Here is an 18,123-nt window from a genome sequence, read left to right as displayed (position 1 = left end):
ATATTTTACATTAAACAGATCATCCAGAAAATAGTTTTCTAACGATCAATGTTAAAATTTTATTTATGATAATACAATAAAACTAATTTAAAAGTGAACTTAAAATTTTTCATGATAGAAGCATTATAGTATTATACATTCAAATTAAAGTAAAAGGATAATTCTTATGGTGATAATATGAATATTACAGTTATTGGAACAGGATATGTGGGATTAGTCACAGGCGCATGTTTTTCCGAAATGGGAAACAAAGTATTTTGTGTGGATATAGATAATGGAAAACTTGAAAAGTTGAAAAAAGGATTAATCCCATTATATGAACCTGGTTTAGAAGATCTAGTCAAAAGAAATTATAAAAAAAGCGATCTAAAATTTACCAATAAATTAAAAGAAGGCATAAAAAATTCCAATATATGTTTTATAGCCGTGGGCACCCCTATGGATGAAGACGGTAGCGCAGATCTAAAACATGTCCTGGATGTGGCCACCGAAATCGGTCAGGTAATGTCCCATGATCTTATAGTGGTAAATAAATCCACGGTACCGGTAGGAACCGCTGATAAAGTCAAAAAAACTATAAAGCAAGAACTAAAAAAAAGGGGTGCGGAGTACAAGGTAGATGTGGTATCCAATCCTGAATTTTTAAAAGAAGGTTCAGCTGTGGGAGACTTTATGCGTCCAGACAGAGTGATAATTGGTTCAGATAACCCGGAAGTAATCAATACCCTTAAGGAATTATACTTCCCCTTCACCATAAACCATGAAAGATTCATCATCATGGATGTTTACAGTGCAGAAATGACCAAATATGCCTCTAATGCCATGTTGGCCACCAGGATATCCTTTATGAATGAAATGGCGAATATATGTGAAAGGGTAGGTGCCGATATTAATAGAGTCAGAGAGGGTATAGGCAGCGATAGTCGAATTGGTTACCGGTTTCTTTATCCTGGTTGTGGGTATGGGGGAAGCTGCTTTCCTAAAGATGTTAAAGCATTAATTAAAACTGCTCAAGACCATGATTATGACTCCCACATACTAAAGCAAGTTGAAAAAGTAAATAATGAGCAAAAATTATACCTGGTAAAGAAAATAAAAGAAAGATTTGGAGAAGACCTTTATGGTCATAGTTTTGCCATGTGGGGTTTATCCTTTAAACCAGGCACTGATGATATGAGGGAAGCACCATCAGTAGTTATTATAAATAAATTAATTAAATTAGGGGCTAAAATAAAGGCCTATGACCCGCAAGCTATGGATGTGGCAAAAAAATATTATTTTAAAAATAATCCTCATGTTGAGTTTTGTGATAATAAATATCAAACTGTTGAAGGTGCATCCGCCATAATACTGGTTACAGAATGGAAAGAATTCAGAAGCCCTGATTTTGATGATATTGGGGCAGTAATTAAAAATAAAATAATTTTTGATGGTAGAAATCAATACCATAAAGAATACTTAAAAAGTAAAGGCTTTGAATATTATCCTATTGGCAATGGTTCTACCTAAAATTTTTTTATAAATAAAAAGAGAAAACATATATTATTTACCCGTCAATCTTATTTTTAGATAAAGTATTAAATCTAAGCATTATCAATAGTTTTAAATCACATTTAAGGGGAAATATCATGGAAGGAGTAACAGAGCACCGATTTATTGCTAACTTCAGAAAGTACAAATTTTTACTAAACCAGCTCATTAAAAGAGATTTGCAACTCAAATACCGTAGATCAGTACTGGGAATATTTTGGAGTTTTTTAGAGCCATTACTTACCATGATTGTGTTGACCATAATTTTTTCCACCCTCTTTAGAGGATTTGGTATAGATAATTATCCAGTCTATTTACTTACTGGTCGATTGATTTTTACCTTTTTTGCTGGAGGTTCCAATGCTGCTATGCGTTCGATTATGAGTAATGCAGGTATCCTAAAAACCATCTACATCCCTAAATATATATATCCTTTGTCAGGTATTGCATCTAACTTTATAACTTTCATATTATCCTTAGTGGTGCTATTTTTAGTGATGTTGGCAACCAATGTGGATTTTACCATATACATGGTTTTCACAGTTTTGCCCATAATAGCATTGCTGTTTTTCACCATTGGAGTGGGACTTATATTAGCCACCATAAATGTATTTTTCAGGGATCTGGAGTACTTATATGGAGTTTTTCTTACATTATTGATGTATGCTACTCCCATATTCTATCCTCCGGAGATAGTACCGGAAAGTTTCCGATTCATACAAACATACAACCCCATTTTTGCCGTGATTAATACTTGTAGAGTAGTATTTTTAGAGGGAAGATTGTATGATCCCATGCAAATGTTATTTGCAATGGTTTCCGGGATTGTTGCCCTTGTAATTGGACTCATAGTATTTTACAAATATCAAAATAAATTCATATTACATATCTAAAGGTGAATAACTTGTCAAAACCTGCTATAATCGTGGAAAATGTCGGCATGAAATTCAATTTAGCCCAGGAAAAAACCGACAACCTGAAAGAATACGTTATCAAATTTCTTAAAAGACAGCTTAAATTTCAACAATTCTGGGCCCTTAAAAACATTTCATTTCAAGTGGAAAAAGGAGATAAGGTAGGTATAATAGGATTAAATGGTGCTGGTAAGAGTACCCTTTTAAAAATAATATCAGGAGTAATGAAGCCCACTGAAGGTAAAATAAAACTTAATGGAGGTATAGTTCCATTATTAGCTCTTGGAGCTGGATTTGCCCCGGATTACACTGGCCGGGAAAATATTTTCTTAAATGGAGCCCTCCTGGGTTATCCTAAAAAATTACTCGCCGATAAAACCAAAGAAATAATAGAATTCTCTGAAATAGGAGACTTCATAGATGTGCCAGTTAAAAATTACTCCTCCGGAATGAAAGCCCGGCTGGGTTTTGCCATCGCCACCACCGTTACACCTGACATACTCATCCTGGATGAAGTCTTATCGGTGGGTGATGCCAGGTTTAAGAAAAAAAGCACCGAAAGAATGAATTCCCTTTTAGGAGGCCAGACCACAGTTTTATTTGTATCCCACTCTATTGGACAGGTAAAACAGGTTTGTAATAAAGCCATATGGTTGGATAATGGAAAATTAATCAAGCAAGGACCGGTGGATGAAGTTTGTGATGCCTATGAAAAAGCTGTAACTTCTAATTAATATTAAACCTGTAATTATGTCAATAACCATCATCATCCCCCATTTTAATGGAAAAAAATCCCTTGCAAAATGTATAAGCTCCCTTAAAAGACAGGATTTCACCCCCGCAGAAATCATGGTCATAGATAATGCCTCTACAGATGGCAGTGTAGATTATATTAAAAAAAATCATCCAGATATCAGATTAATAGGAAATAAGTTAAATAAAGGTTATGCTGCAGCAGTAAACCAGGGCATCCGATCATCTAAATCCGAATACATATTGCTTTTAAATAATGATGTTTATCTAGAAAAAGACAGTATACAGCATCTTCTAAACTGCATCCAGACTGATAAAAATATCTTCGGGGTCTCAGCCAGGATAATCCAGTACCTTAACCCGGAGAAGATGGATGATGCAGGAGATGAATACACTCTACTGGGCTGGACCAAAAGGGTGGGTTATGGTAAGTCCCCTGATAAATATAACTCTAAAAGGGAGATATTCAGTGCCTGTGCTGCTGCTGCTATCTACCGGCGCAGTATATTAGAAAAAATAGGTTACCTGGATGAGAACTTTTTTGCTTACTTAGAAGATGTGGATATCAGTTACCGGGCCCGTATAAATGGTTATAAATGTTTTTACACCCCCCATGCTGTGGCCTATCATGTGGGAAGTGCCACCACCGGGAGCCGTTACAATGCCTTTAAAATAAAATTAGCTGCCCGGAATAATATTTTTCTACTTTATAAAAATATGCCCGGGCTACAGTTACTCCTGAATTTACCCTTCTTACTCCTGGGGTTTTTCATAAAATATATTTTCTTTATAATTAAAGGACATGGTAAACCCTATCACCGTGGTATAAAAGAAGGACTATTTAATTTAAGCAAAATAAAAAAAACTGAATATGAAAGTGAGAATTTAATAAATTACTTTAAAATTGAGTATTTGCTTATAAAAAATACTTTGAAATTCATTTTTTATTAATTAATTATATTTAACATCCCTTACCTAATAATACTTAAATTGATTAAGATAAGATAAAATTCCACTTATAAAAAACTGCTCACAAAGGCGATAGCATGGACCTATCCATCATCATGGTAAATTACCGCACCTACCACTTCACCAGAAAGGCCCTGGAATCTGTACTACAAAAAGACCATCCCTTCACCTTTAAAATCTACCTGGTGGATAATGCCTCCGGTGATGGCAGTTTAGAAAAATTAGAAGCAGATTTTTCTGAAGAAATAAATAAGGGACTGATAAAAATCATTCCCAGCCCGGAAAATAAGGGCTTTGCCTATGCCAATAACTTAGCCTTAAAAGAAGTCCAGTCCAGGTACGTGCTCTTACTTAACTCGGATACAGAAATACAAGGCAGTTGCCTGGCACAATGCCTTCACTACCTGGAAAACCACCCCAAGGTGGGTGCTTTAGGATGTAGGGTGTTACGGGATGATGGTTCCCTGGATAAGGCCTGTCGTAGAAGTTTTCCCACACCGCTGGTTTCTTTTTACCGAATAACCAATTTATCATTATTATTTCCCAATAGTAAACGATTTAACCAGTACAACCTGGGTTACCTGGATGAAAAGGGTACTTATGAAGTTGATTCACTGAGCGGTGCCTTTATGATGCTTAGATCCGAAACCATAAGAGAAGTGGGTTTTCTGGATGAACAATTCTTCATGTATGGGGAGGATATTGACTGGTGTTACCGTATAAAGGCTAAGGGCTGGAAAGTAGTTTACTACGGAAAATCTGAAATACTGCACCATAAGGGAGGTAGCGGCAGCCGAAAGCAAAAGAGTAAACTCATATATGAATTTTATAGAGCAATGTATATATTCTATGAAAAACATTATAAAAACAAATACCAGGCAGTAGTAAATGCTATGGTATATATGGCCATTGGGGGGCAATGCCTGATGAAACTTACAATTAATCTGTTTAAAAGATGAATTATTAAACCAAACCACGATATGATTCGGTGCAGCAATGATTAAAGAAAACCAGCGATTTTTCAATGTGGGTCTGGTCCTGATAGACCTACTTATAATAAGCTTCTCCCTATTTTTAGCCTGGGAGGTAAGGTTTACAACTGGCTTATTTGGTTTAGGAGAAAGCGTATGGAATTTCCAACAGTATATGCTGCTCCTTTTAGTTGTTTTACCTCTTTATATTTTCCTTTACAATTTATTTGGATTATATCAGCCCCATAGAACAAAAAGTCTTAGTTTTGAAGCCTTGAATATATTTAAAGTTAATTTTTTAGGGTTATTAACAATTATAAGCCTACTATTTATATTAGAATACACTGATTACTCCCGTCTCTTGCTGGCCCTTTTTGGAATATTCAGCACCTTTTTTTCCATCACTGAAAGATTATTATTCCGGAAATTATTGCGATCCGTGCGGGCTAGAGGATTCAATATAAAATATATGCTGATTGTTGGTGCCGGGGAGTTAGGAAAAAAAGTAGCCCGCAAGATTCATGAAAACGAGTACCTGGGATACCATATTATTGGTTTTGTAGATGATAACTTTGAAAAAGGAACCGAAATAGATGGTTTACCAGTTATGGGCAATATGTATGATCTGAAAAAAATTATCTTAAATAACCCTCTGGATAGGATAATTATAGCAATTTCACCACGCCATTATACTCTGCTGGATAGAATAATAGATATCTGTGAAAAAAATGGGGTTAAAGCAGATATTGTACCGGACTATTACCGTTATTTTCCAGCCAAGCCTCTTTTGAAACAGATTGATGATATTCCTGTTATAAATATTCGTTATGTCCCTCTGGATGACTACTTTAACCGTGGCTTAAAGAGGATGGTTGATGTGTTGATGGCCATAGGAGCCCTTATTTTACTTTCACCCTTATTTATAATAGTGGCTTTTCTGGTGAAGGTAAGTTCCCCGGGGCCAGTGATTTTCAAGCAGGAACGAATGGGTTTAAATCGGAAGACTTTCCACATGTATAAATTCCGCAGCATGCATGTGCAGGCCGATGAAAATAAAGATGATGAATGGACTGTTCCCCATGATCCCCGCCGGACACGTGTTGGCTCTTTTATTCGCAGGTGCAGTATTGATGAGCTTCCCCAGATTATTAATGTATTAAAAGGGGAGATGAGCTTTATAGGTCCCCGGCCGGAGAGGCCGGTATTTGTAGAACAGTTCCGGGATGAAATCCCCAAGTACATGATCAAACACCATGTGCGTCCGGGTATGTCTGGATGGGCCCAGGTACATGGCTGGAGAGGGGATACCTGTATAAAAAGAAGAATAGAATACGATATTTTTTATGTGGAAAACTGGACCATAAGACTGGATATTAAAATCTTTTTTATGACCCTTTTTAGGGGATTTCGGGATAAAAATGCCTACTAAAAAATTTAGAAAAAAAAATAACTTATTTTATAAATCCAGCACCCTTTTAAGTTCCAATAGGTTGGTTTCAATAAATGGCCTGGCCTGAGGACTAGAAAGAATCTTAAGCTGTTTTTTTCCAGTCTGTAGATAGGCTTTTTGGAGTATATTCTGTAATTGACTTACCGGCATTTGCATTATAATTTCCAGTTTTTGCATATCTTCCGGGCTTACCTGATTTTTATAACCATTCACCTGGCCTTCAAAGGTCTTAACCAGGTTCTTGTTTTTAGATACCCACCTACCCAGAAGGATAGAAGGTACTCTGGTAAAAATATCCATGGTATTTATAACATCTTTTTCTGTTATGGTTATTTCATCTTCCCGGGTCACTAATACCACCTTAATCTAATTTACAGGCTATTTTTTACTAAACAGAGTATTTACTTCTTCATTTAAAGTTTTAAAATCAGACCATAAAATTTCCATTTGTTTAGATGTTTTATGTCTCTTTTTTTCTATTTTCTCTTTATTTAAATCTTCCCGAAGTATATAGTCTTTTTTATAGCTTACCATTTCCTGAAAAGAAATTAGAATATTCAATATTCGGCGGTAAATAGAAATACATTTAGAAGGGGGTTTAATTTTTTCATACTCCGCGAAAATAGATTCTATTTCCTGGCGGATTATTTCCCATTTTTCTTCCACTTCCCCCGGGCTTAGTTTACCCCTATCTTCTTTTCCTGTGATTTCTATTACCATTACCAGGAGGTGGCTGGTATCCTTAAGGGCCTTTTTGCTTTTTTTTAGAAACTGCCGGCGGGTCATTCCAAATATCTTTAATCCCCCTGAACTTGTACCTTACCCTGAATTATGGAATTAGACGTACTTACCCTAAATATGGGATTAGTAGTATATTAATTTTTTATCAACTCCCGGGCCCATTTATGTATCTGGTCCCAGTCCCGGGTATCATAGGGTTTGGTGGTATCAATACCCTTACTTTCCAGGTCTTTTTTAACCATTTTAAGTATCATTTTATCCATTATGCCAAATTTACTATCCGGATCAATAACTCCTCCAAATAGTCCGGTGGCCAGGGGAGGGTTTATTAGATATTTTTCCGCTACTCCATCTAGATATTTTTCCTGAGCTTCTTTTAAGAGTTTTTCGTCCCGGTTGGCGGTGCAAGATACAAATAGGGCTACTTTTTTATCTCTTAAATCATTTTGATGGTTTTCCATGAATTTTAATGCGGATTTAGTCCAGGAACCCACCTTGATACCGCTCCCCACTACCACTAAATCATAAGGGGAGGTATCAAATTTTTTAAGTCCCCTGGAATCCAATAAATCCACTTCCACACCTTCATTTCTTAAAACATCTCCTATTTCCTGGGAAATTTTCTCAGCTGATCCATATCTACTTCCATATACAATTAATGCTTTCATAATAATCATTTTCCTTTTTTTATCCTACTTGAGGCAGTTTATCTTTTTTACGATTTTACTCTTTAGCTTGCTCGTACAAGTTAGTGGATATCTTATCCATTTTGCCCATTATCTGGAATAATTGTTTAATTTCCTCATTTTCCAGTCCCTGGAAGAGGGAGGATATTGATTGGGCATGGTCTCTGGTTCTTTTTTCCCAGTACTCCTGGCAGGCTGGTGTTATTTTTAGTCTTAATATACGCCGGTTTTCTGGATCCCGTTTTATGGTTAAAAATCCTCTTTTTTCCAGGCGGGATGCAAGTTGTTTTACATTTTGATGGGTGGTGCTCATGGCATTGGCCACTTCCTGCATGGAAGGATCGTTATTAAATGCCTGACTGATAATGATTAGCATCAGCCACTGTTTGGTGGTTATCCCATCTTCAGCAAATATTTTGTTAATTACATAACCCCAGCGCTGTTGTACCAGAAATAAAACCACCAGTATATATTTTTCCATTTCCAGTCGCTCTCCACCGGCATATTCCGATTGGATATCTTCAGAATTTTTCATAGTAGTTGCCTTTTTAATTAATCTCACCCTTAAAATGTAGCTTATTATGCTATACTATAGTCTCCTGTAATTTTACTATAGAAGGACCAGGAAATAAAAATTCCACCCAGGGTAAGTAAGACAAATAGTATCACCTGTCCCGGATCCAGCTCCACCCCATTTAGCCCCATGAATAGAATCATGGATAAAATGGCTGTTCCTAATAAAGAGGCCTTTATCAGGAAGATGGAAGATAGAAGATAGCCCCAATTACTTTTTTTAAGTAGCAGGTAGGCGCTTAATATGGCCAGTGGAACCAGAAGTCCCAGATCCAGAGCCTGGATAACCAGAGTGGTATAACCCTCCAGGGCTTGTGGTGGAACGCCACTTAAAAGGGAATCTATAATCATCTTTAGCCACATCCCCCCTAAAAAGAGTGCCACCACCAGGAAGAACAGGGCGGTGATCTTGTAAATTGATCCTGGAGTGAAATTATCCCTAATATGACTTATATCCATATTTAAGAGTTCTCCCAGGAAGGTGAAAAGGGATAGGGACATCAAGGCCACATATACCAGGAAGAGGGCATTGAAAGATGCCAGGAAGGTGAGGGATAGGTAAGTGTACAGAAAGTAGAAGAGGGTTCCCATCCAGATTAACTTTCCCCTTAGTGAATTTTTTGATAATAGGTACAGGGAAATTATAAAAAGGGGAATGGCCACCAGTAATGTGATTAAATCCTGGCCCATCATTTGGGATGTGTAGGATAGGGTGTCCTGGGCATATAGTCCTTTCCAGAATAATCCAGATAAGGTGGCAAAAAGTGATAAAAAAGATATAGCCAGTGAATTCATGTATATTATTTTCTTATTCATATTCTTACTCCATTAGTAATATATTACCTGTTTAGGTAATATATTACCTAATTTGTAGAGGCACTATATAAAGTTTGGGATTCCCTGGTTTTAAAAAAGAAGAAATATTGCAAAATGTGATATTTTTTACACTTGAAGTGTATGTCTGGTGAGGGAAAAATATATGATTAGATTTAATAAATGGTTCGCTTTGCATTAAACAGTCCCTATATTCTTATTTTTCTAATAATACAGTGAGATTCCTAAAAAACACAGAATAAAAGTACCATATTCTACATAGTATTAGCATAGATGCCAAAGAAAACTATTAGGAGGTGAAATTATGGATAGACGCATAATAATTGGAGTAATAATAATTCTTCTGATTATAATAGGAGCTTTAGGAGTATTATTATTAAGTGAAGGGCCGGAAGAACCCTTAGAAGAAAATATAACCATTAATGAAACCGCTGTTGTAGTAAATGAAAGTGGAACTGAAACACCCCAGACCAATATTTCAGCAGCAGAGGCTCGTAGAATAGCTGAAGGATATTCGGCAGATGTTGGATTCCCCGGAGTAGCCGGAACTACCACTTTATTCCGCTGGACTGAAGAATTCCAGCGAGAATGGGTCCCGGAAGATAAAAACAGGACATGGGTATGGAATGTGTCCATGACTTATTCTACTGGCAGTATAAGAGAAGGTTCTCTCTATGTGGATGCCCGAACTGGAGAAATACTTATGAACTAATTTAAATTAACCCCCAAGGGGGTTAATTTTATTTTTTTACTCCAGAAAAAATACAAAAATACTATACTTATATAAAACATAAAGGGAGTAAGGACGATAATAATATGAAAAGTAATCATTATTTAGTGAAAAATCAATATCAGAATCCTGAAGACACCCTCTACATACGTATCATAGGAAACTATAACTACCATGAATCCCTGAAAATTTCAGAAGATTTAACAGTTGATTTTGATTCTGAAAAAGTACCTATATCTATCAAATTAGAAAATGCATCCCAGGTACTTGAAGTTAATAAAAAATCATTAAACCATATTTCAGTTATCAGGATGGAAATAATTTCCCAACCAGAATCCATAGAATTTTCTGGAAAAATCGTTTTAAAAATTAAAGACGAAGATGTGGAAAAAACATTAGAGGCCACAGCCGATAACAAACTGAACATTCCAGAAATTAAAAACATTTTCACAACAGCAGGGACTTATTAAAGCTTATTTTTAATTTTATAGTGATTGAAATTTATTTTAAAAGGAATTATTCTAAATAAAATTAGTTCTAATTAAATAAAGTCCCCCTATTTATTTTAAAAAATTATTAATGGAAATAAATAAAAAAAGCTTGTTGATTTTATAATTGATTAGGAGTAGTCATCTTCCTCAAGTGATTTTAATTTCTTTTTAAGATAACTAAAAGTCAATTAAAAAAATCCTGTTTTAAATGAAGGGAATGTTAAATTTGAACCATTATTTTACCTTCTTCAATTTTTAGAGGGTAGGTTTCCATTTCTCGAGGTGGTCGGAATATTTTGGAAAGGGCCAGTTTTATTCCAGACCAGTTGGTCCAGCGGATTACTTTTCCATCTTTTAAATCAAACTGACTTTTATGTAAAGGGCATTTAATGATGGTTCCTTCTAAATCTCCCTGGGATAGGTCTCCACCCAGGTGGGGGCAGCGGTTATCGGCACAGTAATAGTTATCTCCTACCCGGGCCAGAAGTAACACCTTACCCTCATGAACCACCTTTTTTAGTTCTCCTGATTCTAAATCATCCACTCCGGCCACCGTTACAAAGTCATCCATTTATGAACCTCCCCTACTAAAAATAATGCTATATTAACAAGCTTAATCTTAAAGTAATCAATTTACTTGTTTTGGTATAATTTATGGGCTTATTTTTTATAAAAGTTGGTTAACAATACATGCTTATGTAAGGTATCCCATAAGTATATTAAGTAAAGTATTATATATTGCAATGTTATAATGAAAATCCTATTTTTATATTAGAAAATATTTTTTTTAAAATAATTTTAAATCCATTAAAGAATAATCAGGAACAAGCCAGAGGATTATAATGTCCAGAACTTTGAATGCCATTTTCGTAGCCATAATACTCATTTTTGGGGCTTATCTTTTCGTGGTAAGTACTTTTAGTCCGGTGGAACCAGTTGGTCGTTTAAATTTTGTTAAAATGGCCAACCCGGATATGTATCCAGGTCATCCCTCTTCAGAAGTGCTGGCCGATTATGCTAAAAAAAGAGGTTCTCCCACCGTTATGGTGGTTCACTATGGAGGAGACTCCACTTATCGCCGCTACATGGAAGGAGATGTACTGATCATTCAAATGGCCTTTGTGAATCCTGATAGTTATCGTACCGATATTGATTGGAGTGAGGTAGTATCCAGTTTCATCTTTGGGGTGCCAGAGGATAAATACCGCTACCGGGCTGATGGTAATGAATTTGACAATCTGGATGATGCCATGGACTACGTGATGGGAATTGCCCGAAGCAATGGCCAGGAAGGACCCATACCCATGTATTTCCATGGTACGGTACGTGAAGGAAACCCCATCATCAACCCCGGATGTGGATTCCCCCTATTTGTAGAGCTAAGCTGGAAATATTACGGTCGGATAGCGACTTACTACTTTATTGCCAGGGCATTAATCCATCCCTTCCTGAACAACCCCTATGCTAACTATGAATTGACCCACTACCAGGATTTAAATAAACTATATAACCAGGGAGACCTGGATTATACCATCTCTTGATATTTATTCTTTCTTAAAGTTTGGACATGATAAGAACCCTATAGTTTTTCCCGGAAATTTCTGGCATTTTTATGATGTTCTATCATTTTTTTTCTATTTTTCAGGTTTCTTTTTAAAACAGCCAGCCGTGGATTTTTAGAAATTAAATCTTGATGTTTTTTGACAAAACACCAGAATAAACCATCCCATACTTTGCACCAGTCACCCCGGGAGAAATCACTCATCCGGAGTAAATAATTAGAAGAAGTAAAATAGGGTTTAGTGGTAATAAGACCCCCATCGGCATACTGACTCATGCCATACACATTAGGAACCATCACCCAGTCATAGGAGTCAATAAACATCTCCATGAACCATTTATATATTTCATCCGGGTCTAATTCCACCAGCAACATGAGATTACCCAGAACCATTAGTCTCTCAATATGGTGGGTGAAACCCTGTTTTATAACTTTTTGAACCACCTTATCATAGGGTTCCAGGCCAGTACGCCCCTGGTAGAGTTTTTCATTCATTTTATTTTTATTTTGAAAGAAGTTGGTAGTTCTCTCTTTTACTCCGTCTTCAATATACACCCCCCTTAAAAATTCCCTCCAACCTATAATCTGACGAATAAATCCCTCTAAAGAATTAAGGGGAATGTTTTTAGCCCTTAAAATGTGTTTTAAGATTTCATCAGGTGTTATAAGGCCGTTATTTATACTGGAAGATATAACCGAGTGGAATAAAAAGGATTCATCAGATATAATGGCGTCCTCATAGTCGCCGAAAAAGGGCAATTTATGGTCCACAAAATCCTTAAACCATTTTTGGGCTTCCTGGTGGGTGGTGGGATAATTAAAACCATGGGTGGTCCCGGGGTTATGGGGAAATTTCTTATCCACATACCTTTTAGCTTCTTTTACATATTTATTCTCTTTTAACTGGATGATAGTGGGAATTTTTGTCCCCTGGGGGATTTTTTTACGGTTTTCCTTATCATAGGTCCATTTCCCACCTGCTGGTTTTCCCTTATCCATTAAAATATTCATCCGTTTACGCTGCCATATATAAAAGGAAGTTAAAAAATAATGTTTTTTAGAAGCAAAATAAGTATGAATCTCTTCCCGGGTGGTTAAAAAGGCCGGACTATCCATTTCAATGTAGTTAATATCTTTATCCTTGCAATAACTTTTTAAACGTTTTTCCAGTGCCCAGTCCACCACATCAACCCAATAAAGAGTATCTATTTTTTCTTTTTCCAGATGGGAAAAAAGATATTCACTATCCGGGTGGGGTGGATAATCAATATACACTACCTGGTAGTCCTGTTCTTCCAGCAAGTCCTGGTAGTATTTCAAAGATGCCCGGTGCAATACCAGTTTTTTCTTATGAAAATTTAACTGGTAGTGATAATCGCCAAAAAATAGGGGTTCCTCAATTAAGTATACCTTTCGCTCCTGTGAGAGACCCGGGTGTTCCCGGAAGAGTTGATGGGGAAAAATCAGGGTGGCTTCCTTTCTATTTTTCATACCTAACCAGACTATAGTTATGAATTTAATCCTTAAAAAATATTTTCCAGCTAAAACCATAAATCATAGATCTACTAATGTAAAAGCATGGATATTAACACCCTGATATTATTTCTCCTGGCAGCGTACCTATCCGAAGTGGCAGGTACTCTGGCTGGTTTTGGATCCAGCACTCTATTTATGCCTCTGGCCCTTTTTTTGGTGGATTTTAGAATAGCCCTGGTAATGGTGGCGGTGCTGCATATTTCCGGAAATTTGGGAAGGCTTGGTTTTTTTAAAAAAGGCCTGAATTATAGGATGCTCCTAATTTTTGGAGTTCCCAGCGTGATATTAACCGTGGTAGGGGCCTTTTTAGTAGATTATGTTAATCAGGATATCTTAAAGTTCTCTTTAGGACTATTTTTAATTTTTTATGTGATATGGTCCCTTTATAAGAGTGATTTTAAAATTTCCCCTACCCCCTTAAGCACCACCATGGGGGGAGGTCTTTCTGGTTTTCTAGCTGGACTAATAGGTACCGGAGGGGCTCTAAGAGCGGCCTTTCTAACCGGTTTTGGCTTAAAAAAAGAAGTATATCTGGCCACTGCAGCGGCCATAGCCCTGGGGGTGGATTTAACCCGTTTACCCATTTATTTATCCCAGGGCTTTCTACCAGATGAATTAATTATTTTAATTCCTTTTTTAGTTGTGGCTGCCATTACTGGTTCTTATACCGGGAAAAAGCTACTTAGTAGAATATCTGCTGCAGGTTTTCGTAGAGTGGTTTTAGGGGCTCTTCTATTGATGGGGGTTTATTTTGTGGGGCAGGGATTTATTATGTAAATTTAAAGGGCATTTATTACTAATTTTAATCAGATTCGTTATAGTTCAATTTACCGAAGTTAATAAAAAACTATAAACTAATTTTAAATAAAAATAATCTATAAAAGTATCTAAATAAATTATCAAAATCCCAGAGATGGACTAAATGGTAAGAGTAAAAGTAAATGGCAATATAGTAGAATCCCAGGGCCTGGTTAAAGATGCCCTAGTATCTGCCGGTATAAAAATAAATAAATTTCTAGAAGAAGATGAAGCAGAATCTGTTTTCATGCCCTGTGATTGTGGAGGGTGCTGGTCCTGTGCAGTTAAAATAAATGGCAGATTATCATTAAGTTGCAACACCCCCTTAGAAGATGACATGGATATACAAACCATTAAAAGTCCAGATAAGACCTTAAGGGTGGTTAGTAGCCTGGGAGCGCACACTGCCGGTGGGGTGGGAACTCCATATTTTCTAAAAAAGGAGAAAAAACCGGTGGAGATTGTAGTATTTACCCATGGCTGTAATCTTCGTTGTCCCCAGTGCCAGAATTCCCAGGTGGCCTTTACAGATAGAGGGAATCTCCTGGAACCTCAGGAAACCAGCCAAATTCTTTCAGGTTTAGAAGAGGGGATGGGAATTAATACCATAACCTTTTCTGGAGGAGAAAGTACTCTAAACCCCGACTGGCTTTTAAAAACCATAGATCACCTTAAAAAAATTAAAAATAAGATTAATATCCATGTAGATACTAATGGAACCATCTTAAATCCGGAATATATGGATAAGTTAATTAAATCCGGGGTTAATCGTCTGGGAATTGATTTAAAAGGAGTTAATCTTCCCACCTTCCAATTGATTAGTGGTGTGGAAGATCCTTATTTAGCCCGGAAATATCTGGATAATTCCTGGAGGGCAGTAGAGTACCTGATTAAAAATTATAATATGGAATATGTAATTAAATCAGGTGATAAATATCAGCTGATAAAAGGAGTTAAAAATACTAATAAACCCTCTCTATTTCTGGGAATTGGGATTCCCTATAATAAAGATTTGATTTCAAAAAATGAGATAATAGAGATGGGTATGCAGATAAAAAAGTGTGATTCTAAAATTCAGGTATGTGTTCTGGATTACCGGCCAGAGTTTAAAAGAAAAGATCTCATTAAACCCGATTGGAAGGAAGTGATGGAGATAAAAAATATTCTAAATGATGTGGGCCTGGAAACCGTGTTAGTTCAAAGTGAAAAAGGATACTATGGTCCTTGAAATATATTATCTAATCTTTTAATCTTCAGGAGACTCTAATTGAACTACATCAAGACTTAATCATTTTAAATTAGACCTGCTTATAAAAAAATTATATAAAGTTGCAAGGCCCATATATTATCTAAAGGAGGTGGGGTAATGGTAAAATGGAGTGCAGTAATTGTGGGATTTATTTTATCCTTAGTATTTCCTGGAATTATGGCGCAATTTAGTCCTGATTGGGGATCATTTATAGGATTACTATTGGCCGGTTTTGTAGTGGGTATAATAGTTAAAGGGGGAGCATTTAATGGTTTCTGGAATGCTTCAGTAGCAGGAGCGTTTGGCGGATTATTAAGTGCCATATTGATAACTATTCTAGGTACAGTCGCTGCTGGACTTGCAGGTTTTGCAGTAGGTGCATTAAGTGGCTTAGTACTATTTATAGGTGCTCTAATACAGTACATGGTTTCCATGGGTATTGGAGGAGCTATTGGAGCGGCTATATCCAATTAAACCTTTTTAATTTTTTTTTAACTATTTTTTTTAATTAACTTTAATACTCCTGAAACCATACTTTACTAAAAAAACTATGAAATCCCAGGAGATTGAAATGAGAATTGGCGTATTATCCGACACCCACATACCTGAAAGGGCCTCTGAAATACCAGATATGGTTAAAAGTATCTTCAAAAGTGTGGATATGATCTTACATTGTGGAGATCTAACTTCCCTTAAAGTTAAAGAAGAATTGGAATCTCTGGCCCCTACCTATTGCGTACAGGGGAACATGGATAGATATAGTGGTTTGGAACTTCCTAAAAGCAGAGTAATTGAGATTGAAGGAATAAAAATAGGTTTAAATCATGGGGAAGTTTATCCCCGGGGAGATACCCAGCAATTAAAATATATTGCCCTGGAACTGGATGTGGAAGTTTTAATCACCGGTCACACTCACTGGGCATTTATAAAAGAAGTAGAAGGCATTTTAATGTTAAACCCGGGGAGTGCCACTGTACCCCGTTTATCAGATCCCACCATCATGTTACTGGAAATTGAAAAGGGCAATATTGATTCAGAAATAATTAAAGTGGGAGACCCCTGTAAATCAGTAAATTTCAAAAAACAGAACAAATTATAGATTAAAAAAGGTAATTATCATGGGAAAAAGATGGCAGGTAGAGAAAAAAAAGGAGCACTACTACAAAAGTGCTAAAAAAGAAAATTATCGTTCCCGAGCTTCCTACAAACTGCAACAATTAAATAAAAAATTCAGGATTATTAAAAAAGGAGATGTGGTGGTGGATCTCGGTGCTGCTCCTGGAGGATGGTCCCAGGTAGCTCTGGAGAGAGTGGAAGAAGAAGGTGTAGTTCTGGGTGTGGATTTACAAAGGATTAAACCATTTGCTGAAGATAATTTTCACTTTATTCAGGGAGATTTTACCCGGGATGAAATCCAGAAATCCATCACAGAAAAAATAGGTGGAAAAGCAGATGTGGTAATTTCAGATGCCTCCCCCTCCCTTTCCGGTATAAAAGATATTGACCAGCTTAGGATTATGGATTTAGGGGAGAGTGTTTTAAAAATCAGTGTAAATATCTTAAAAGACCAGGGAAATCTTTTAATGAAATCATTTCAGGGCCCCGGGTATGAAGAACTTATAAAAAAATTAAAAACCGAATTTAAAGTGGTGAAAACCACCAAACCTGCTTCTTCTAGAAAGAAAAGTGCAGAAATGTATTTAATTGGAATGGGATTTAAGGGTTATTAGGGCCATTATTCTCAAATAAAATAGCAAAATAAGCCCTTAAAAAAAAAGGTGAGATTTTTTAATTAAAATCTAGCCCTTAAATCAGCTAAAGCTTGTTCTGCAGCTCTAAGTTGAGTATTGGCTATTCCAATTCTATTTTGAACTTCTTCAGCAGGTAAATTGGCCGATAGTGCACTTTCCACATCTCCCACTGCCGAGCGAGCCTTTACCAGTTCTAATTCAGCAGTGACGTACTGCTTCTGGATATCATTATTTCCAGTACGATAGGCTTCAGTTTTTGCAGAATCATAATTAACCTCCAGAGTTGAGAGATCTGTTTTTAATACTGCCAGTTGATCATAAGCAGACCCACTATCCACACTGGATGATATGCTGGAAGATATTAAATCCACACCAATATAGGCAAATATGAGAATGGTGGCCACTATCATCAGCACTCCCAAAACCGATATACTCATGGAAGTAACTTTAAATAAGTTTAATCTTGATTTTTTCATAAAAACACCTGCTAAAAAAGGAGATTGAATATATTTGTTTAAATAAAAATTTTATATAAACTGAGTATAATACTTATTAAAAGTATTAGAATGCTATTTTTTATTATCTA

22 protein-coding genes are annotated in these 18,123 nt (G+C 36.3%); 14 read left to right on the top strand and 8 right to left on the bottom strand.

The genetic code is table 11. The features are described 5' to 3' along the window. Nucleotides 1-177 precede the first annotated feature (177 nt). The 6 genes from HYG87_RS08330 to HYG87_RS08305 all read left to right on the top strand — a co-directional run bounded on the left by HYG87_RS08330 (nt 178) and on the right by HYG87_RS08305 (nt 6,566). Nucleotides 178-1,509, top strand: coding sequence for a UDP-glucose dehydrogenase family protein (locus tag HYG87_RS08330; protein WP_211532718.1), 1,332 nt, complete (start codon nt 178-180; stop codon nt 1,507-1,509). A 119-nt stretch (nt 1,510-1,628) separates the two neighbouring features. Beyond that, on the top strand, nt 1,629-2,423 hold the full coding sequence (locus HYG87_RS08325; protein WP_211532717.1) for an ABC transporter permease: 795 nt from the start codon (nt 1,629-1,631) through the stop codon (nt 2,421-2,423). Between the two features lie 11 nt (nt 2,424-2,434). Then, a complete protein-coding gene (locus HYG87_RS08320; RefSeq protein WP_394357444.1) occupies nt 2,435-3,178 on the top strand; it encodes an ABC transporter ATP-binding protein in 744 nt (247 codons plus the stop codon). A gap of 16 nt (nt 3,179-3,194) precedes the next feature. After that, the gene (locus HYG87_RS08315) at nt 3,195-4,148 is read left to right on the top strand and encodes a glycosyltransferase family 2 protein (RefSeq protein ID WP_211532716.1); all 954 of its coding nucleotides are present in this window, start codon (nt 3,195-3,197) and stop codon (nt 4,146-4,148) included. Between the two features lie 95 nt (nt 4,149-4,243). Continuing rightward, a complete protein-coding gene (locus HYG87_RS08310) occupies nt 4,244-5,125 on the top strand; it encodes a glycosyltransferase family 2 protein (protein ID WP_211532715.1) in 882 nt (293 codons plus the stop codon). Nucleotides 5,126-5,162: 37 nt separating this feature from the next. After that, complete coding sequence (locus tag HYG87_RS08305; protein ID WP_211532714.1) at nt 5,163-6,566, top strand: undecaprenyl-phosphate glucose phosphotransferase; 1,404 nt, start codon at nt 5,163-5,165, stop codon at nt 6,564-6,566. A gap of 27 nt (nt 6,567-6,593) precedes the next feature. Here the strand turns inward: HYG87_RS08305 and HYG87_RS08300 are convergent, their stop codons facing one another. The 5 genes from HYG87_RS08300 to HYG87_RS08280 all read right to left on the bottom strand — a co-directional run bounded on the left by HYG87_RS08300 (nt 6,594) and on the right by HYG87_RS08280 (nt 9,403). Beyond that, the gene (locus tag HYG87_RS08300; protein ID WP_211532713.1) at nt 6,594-6,938 is read right to left on the bottom strand and encodes a hypothetical protein; all 345 of its coding nucleotides are present in this window, start codon (nt 6,936-6,938) and stop codon (nt 6,594-6,596) included. Nucleotides 6,939-6,965: 27 nt separating this feature from the next. Further along, nucleotides 6,966-7,373 (bottom strand): hypothetical protein, encoded by a 408-nt coding sequence (locus tag HYG87_RS08295; RefSeq protein WP_211532712.1) that lies wholly within the window; start codon nt 7,371-7,373, stop codon nt 6,966-6,968. An 89-nt stretch (nt 7,374-7,462) separates the two neighbouring features. Continuing rightward, nucleotides 7,463-7,996 carry a flavodoxin domain-containing protein gene (locus HYG87_RS08290; RefSeq protein WP_211532711.1) on the bottom strand — a complete coding sequence of 178 codons (534 nt, stop codon included), beginning with the start codon at nt 7,994-7,996 and terminating at the stop codon, nt 7,463-7,465. A 55-nt stretch (nt 7,997-8,051) separates the two neighbouring features. Then, nucleotides 8,052-8,549 carry a MarR family winged helix-turn-helix transcriptional regulator gene (locus HYG87_RS08285; protein WP_211532710.1) on the bottom strand — a complete coding sequence of 166 codons (498 nt, stop codon included), beginning with the start codon at nt 8,547-8,549 and terminating at the stop codon, nt 8,052-8,054. 44 nt (nt 8,550-8,593) lie between these two features. Continuing rightward, a complete protein-coding gene (locus tag HYG87_RS08280; protein ID WP_211532709.1) occupies nt 8,594-9,403 on the bottom strand; it encodes a hypothetical protein in 810 nt (269 codons plus the stop codon). 322 nt (nt 9,404-9,725) lie between these two features. Between HYG87_RS08280 and HYG87_RS08275 the strand changes: the two genes are divergently transcribed. Further along, complete coding sequence (locus tag HYG87_RS08275) at nt 9,726-10,133, top strand: PepSY domain-containing protein (protein ID WP_211532708.1); 408 nt, start codon at nt 9,726-9,728, stop codon at nt 10,131-10,133. Between the two features lie 125 nt (nt 10,134-10,258). Then, nucleotides 10,259-10,621, top strand: a complete 363-nt coding sequence (locus HYG87_RS08270; RefSeq protein ID WP_211532707.1) for a DUF2283 domain-containing protein — start codon at nt 10,259-10,261, stop codon at nt 10,619-10,621. 241 nt (nt 10,622-10,862) lie between these two features. Here HYG87_RS08270 and HYG87_RS08265 read toward each other — a convergent pair whose 3' ends face one another. Next, nucleotides 10,863-11,213 carry a Rieske (2Fe-2S) protein gene (locus tag HYG87_RS08265; RefSeq protein WP_211532706.1) on the bottom strand — a complete coding sequence of 117 codons (351 nt, stop codon included), beginning with the start codon at nt 11,211-11,213 and terminating at the stop codon, nt 10,863-10,865. A gap of 271 nt (nt 11,214-11,484) precedes the next feature. Here HYG87_RS08265 and HYG87_RS08260 point away from each other — a divergent pair, with 271 nt between their 5' ends. Then, complete coding sequence (locus HYG87_RS08260) at nt 11,485-12,183, top strand: hypothetical protein (RefSeq protein ID WP_211532705.1); 699 nt, start codon at nt 11,485-11,487, stop codon at nt 12,181-12,183. Nucleotides 12,184-12,221: 38 nt separating this feature from the next. Here HYG87_RS08260 and HYG87_RS08255 read toward each other — a convergent pair whose 3' ends face one another. Continuing rightward, the gene (locus HYG87_RS08255; protein WP_211532704.1) at nt 12,222-13,694 is read right to left on the bottom strand and encodes a cryptochrome/photolyase family protein; all 1,473 of its coding nucleotides are present in this window, start codon (nt 13,692-13,694) and stop codon (nt 12,222-12,224) included. Nucleotides 13,695-13,781: 87 nt separating this feature from the next. Between HYG87_RS08255 and HYG87_RS08250 the strand changes: the two genes are divergently transcribed. The 5 genes from HYG87_RS08250 to HYG87_RS08230 all read left to right on the top strand — a co-directional run bounded on the left by HYG87_RS08250 (nt 13,782) and on the right by HYG87_RS08230 (nt 17,516). Then, a complete protein-coding gene (locus HYG87_RS08250; protein WP_211532703.1) occupies nt 13,782-14,516 on the top strand; it encodes a sulfite exporter TauE/SafE family protein in 735 nt (244 codons plus the stop codon). A gap of 145 nt (nt 14,517-14,661) precedes the next feature. Beyond that, nucleotides 14,662-15,765, top strand: a complete 1,104-nt coding sequence (locus tag HYG87_RS08245) for a radical SAM protein (protein ID WP_211532702.1) — start codon at nt 14,662-14,664, stop codon at nt 15,763-15,765. A 138-nt stretch (nt 15,766-15,903) separates the two neighbouring features. Then, nucleotides 15,904-16,260 (top strand): DUF5518 domain-containing protein, encoded by a 357-nt coding sequence (locus tag HYG87_RS08240; RefSeq protein ID WP_211532701.1) that lies wholly within the window; start codon nt 15,904-15,906, stop codon nt 16,258-16,260. 97 nt (nt 16,261-16,357) lie between these two features. Then, nucleotides 16,358-16,885 (top strand): metallophosphoesterase, encoded by a 528-nt coding sequence (locus HYG87_RS08235; protein WP_211532700.1) that lies wholly within the window; start codon nt 16,358-16,360, stop codon nt 16,883-16,885. A 19-nt stretch (nt 16,886-16,904) separates the two neighbouring features. Continuing rightward, the gene (locus HYG87_RS08230; protein WP_211532699.1) at nt 16,905-17,516 is read left to right on the top strand and encodes an RlmE family RNA methyltransferase; all 612 of its coding nucleotides are present in this window, start codon (nt 16,905-16,907) and stop codon (nt 17,514-17,516) included. Between the two features lie 62 nt (nt 17,517-17,578). On the opposite strand, the gene HYG87_RS08225 is transcribed toward HYG87_RS08230, so the two are convergent. Beyond that, complete coding sequence (locus HYG87_RS08225) at nt 17,579-18,013, bottom strand: hypothetical protein (protein WP_211532698.1); 435 nt, start codon at nt 18,011-18,013, stop codon at nt 17,579-17,581. Nucleotides 18,014-18,123: the final 110 nt, after the last annotated feature.

This window comes from Methanobacterium alkalithermotolerans (genome assembly GCF_018141185.1).
Classification (GTDB): Archaea; Methanobacteriota; Methanobacteria; order Methanobacteriales; family Methanobacteriaceae; genus Methanobacterium_F; species Methanobacterium_F alkalithermotolerans.
This window is presented reverse-complemented; position numbering and strand designations above follow the sequence as displayed.

What these genes read in the sequence shown, in the direction of transcription:
- HYG87_RS08330 (WP_211532718.1), top strand. Translation starts at nt 178, where the DNA reads ATGAATATTACAGTTATTGGAACAGGATATGTGGGATTAGTCACAGGC.
- HYG87_RS08325 (WP_211532717.1), top strand. Translation starts at nt 1,629, where the DNA reads ATGGAAGGAGTAACAGAGCACCGATTTATTGCTAACTTCAGAAAGTAC.
- HYG87_RS08315 (WP_211532716.1), top strand. Translation starts at nt 3,195, where the DNA reads ATGTCAATAACCATCATCATCCCCCATTTTAATGGAAAAAAATCCCTT.
- HYG87_RS08310 (WP_211532715.1), top strand. Translation starts at nt 4,244, where the DNA reads ATGGACCTATCCATCATCATGGTAAATTACCGCACCTACCACTTCACC.
- HYG87_RS08305 (WP_211532714.1), top strand. Translation starts at nt 5,163, where the DNA reads ATGATTAAAGAAAACCAGCGATTTTTCAATGTGGGTCTGGTCCTGATA.
- HYG87_RS08295 (WP_211532712.1), bottom strand. Translation starts at nt 7,373, where the DNA reads ATGACCCGCCGGCAGTTTCTAAAAAAAAGCAAAAAGGCCCTTAAGGAT.
- HYG87_RS08290 (WP_211532711.1), bottom strand. Translation starts at nt 7,996, where the DNA reads ATGAAAGCATTAATTGTATATGGAAGTAGATATGGATCAGCTGAGAAA.
- HYG87_RS08285 (WP_211532710.1), bottom strand. Translation starts at nt 8,549, where the DNA reads ATGAAAAATTCTGAAGATATCCAATCGGAATATGCCGGTGGAGAGCGA.
- HYG87_RS08280 (WP_211532709.1), bottom strand. Translation starts at nt 9,403, where the DNA reads ATGAATAAGAAAATAATATACATGAATTCACTGGCTATATCTTTTTTA.
- HYG87_RS08275 (WP_211532708.1), top strand. Translation starts at nt 9,726, where the DNA reads ATGGATAGACGCATAATAATTGGAGTAATAATAATTCTTCTGATTATA.
- HYG87_RS08265 (WP_211532706.1), bottom strand. Translation starts at nt 11,213, where the DNA reads ATGGATGACTTTGTAACGGTGGCCGGAGTGGATGATTTAGAATCAGGA.
- HYG87_RS08260 (WP_211532705.1), top strand. Translation starts at nt 11,485, where the DNA reads ATGTCCAGAACTTTGAATGCCATTTTCGTAGCCATAATACTCATTTTT.
- HYG87_RS08255 (WP_211532704.1), bottom strand. Translation starts at nt 13,694, where the DNA reads ATGAAAAATAGAAAGGAAGCCACCCTGATTTTTCCCCATCAACTCTTC.
- HYG87_RS08250 (WP_211532703.1), top strand. Translation starts at nt 13,782, where the DNA reads ATGGATATTAACACCCTGATATTATTTCTCCTGGCAGCGTACCTATCC.
- HYG87_RS08245 (WP_211532702.1), top strand. Translation starts at nt 14,662, where the DNA reads ATGGTAAGAGTAAAAGTAAATGGCAATATAGTAGAATCCCAGGGCCTG.
- HYG87_RS08240 (WP_211532701.1), top strand. Translation starts at nt 15,904, where the DNA reads ATGGTAAAATGGAGTGCAGTAATTGTGGGATTTATTTTATCCTTAGTA.
- HYG87_RS08235 (WP_211532700.1), top strand. Translation starts at nt 16,358, where the DNA reads ATGAGAATTGGCGTATTATCCGACACCCACATACCTGAAAGGGCCTCT.
- HYG87_RS08230 (WP_211532699.1), top strand. Translation starts at nt 16,905, where the DNA reads ATGGGAAAAAGATGGCAGGTAGAGAAAAAAAAGGAGCACTACTACAAA.
- HYG87_RS08225 (WP_211532698.1), bottom strand. Translation starts at nt 18,013, where the DNA reads ATGAAAAAATCAAGATTAAACTTATTTAAAGTTACTTCCATGAGTATA.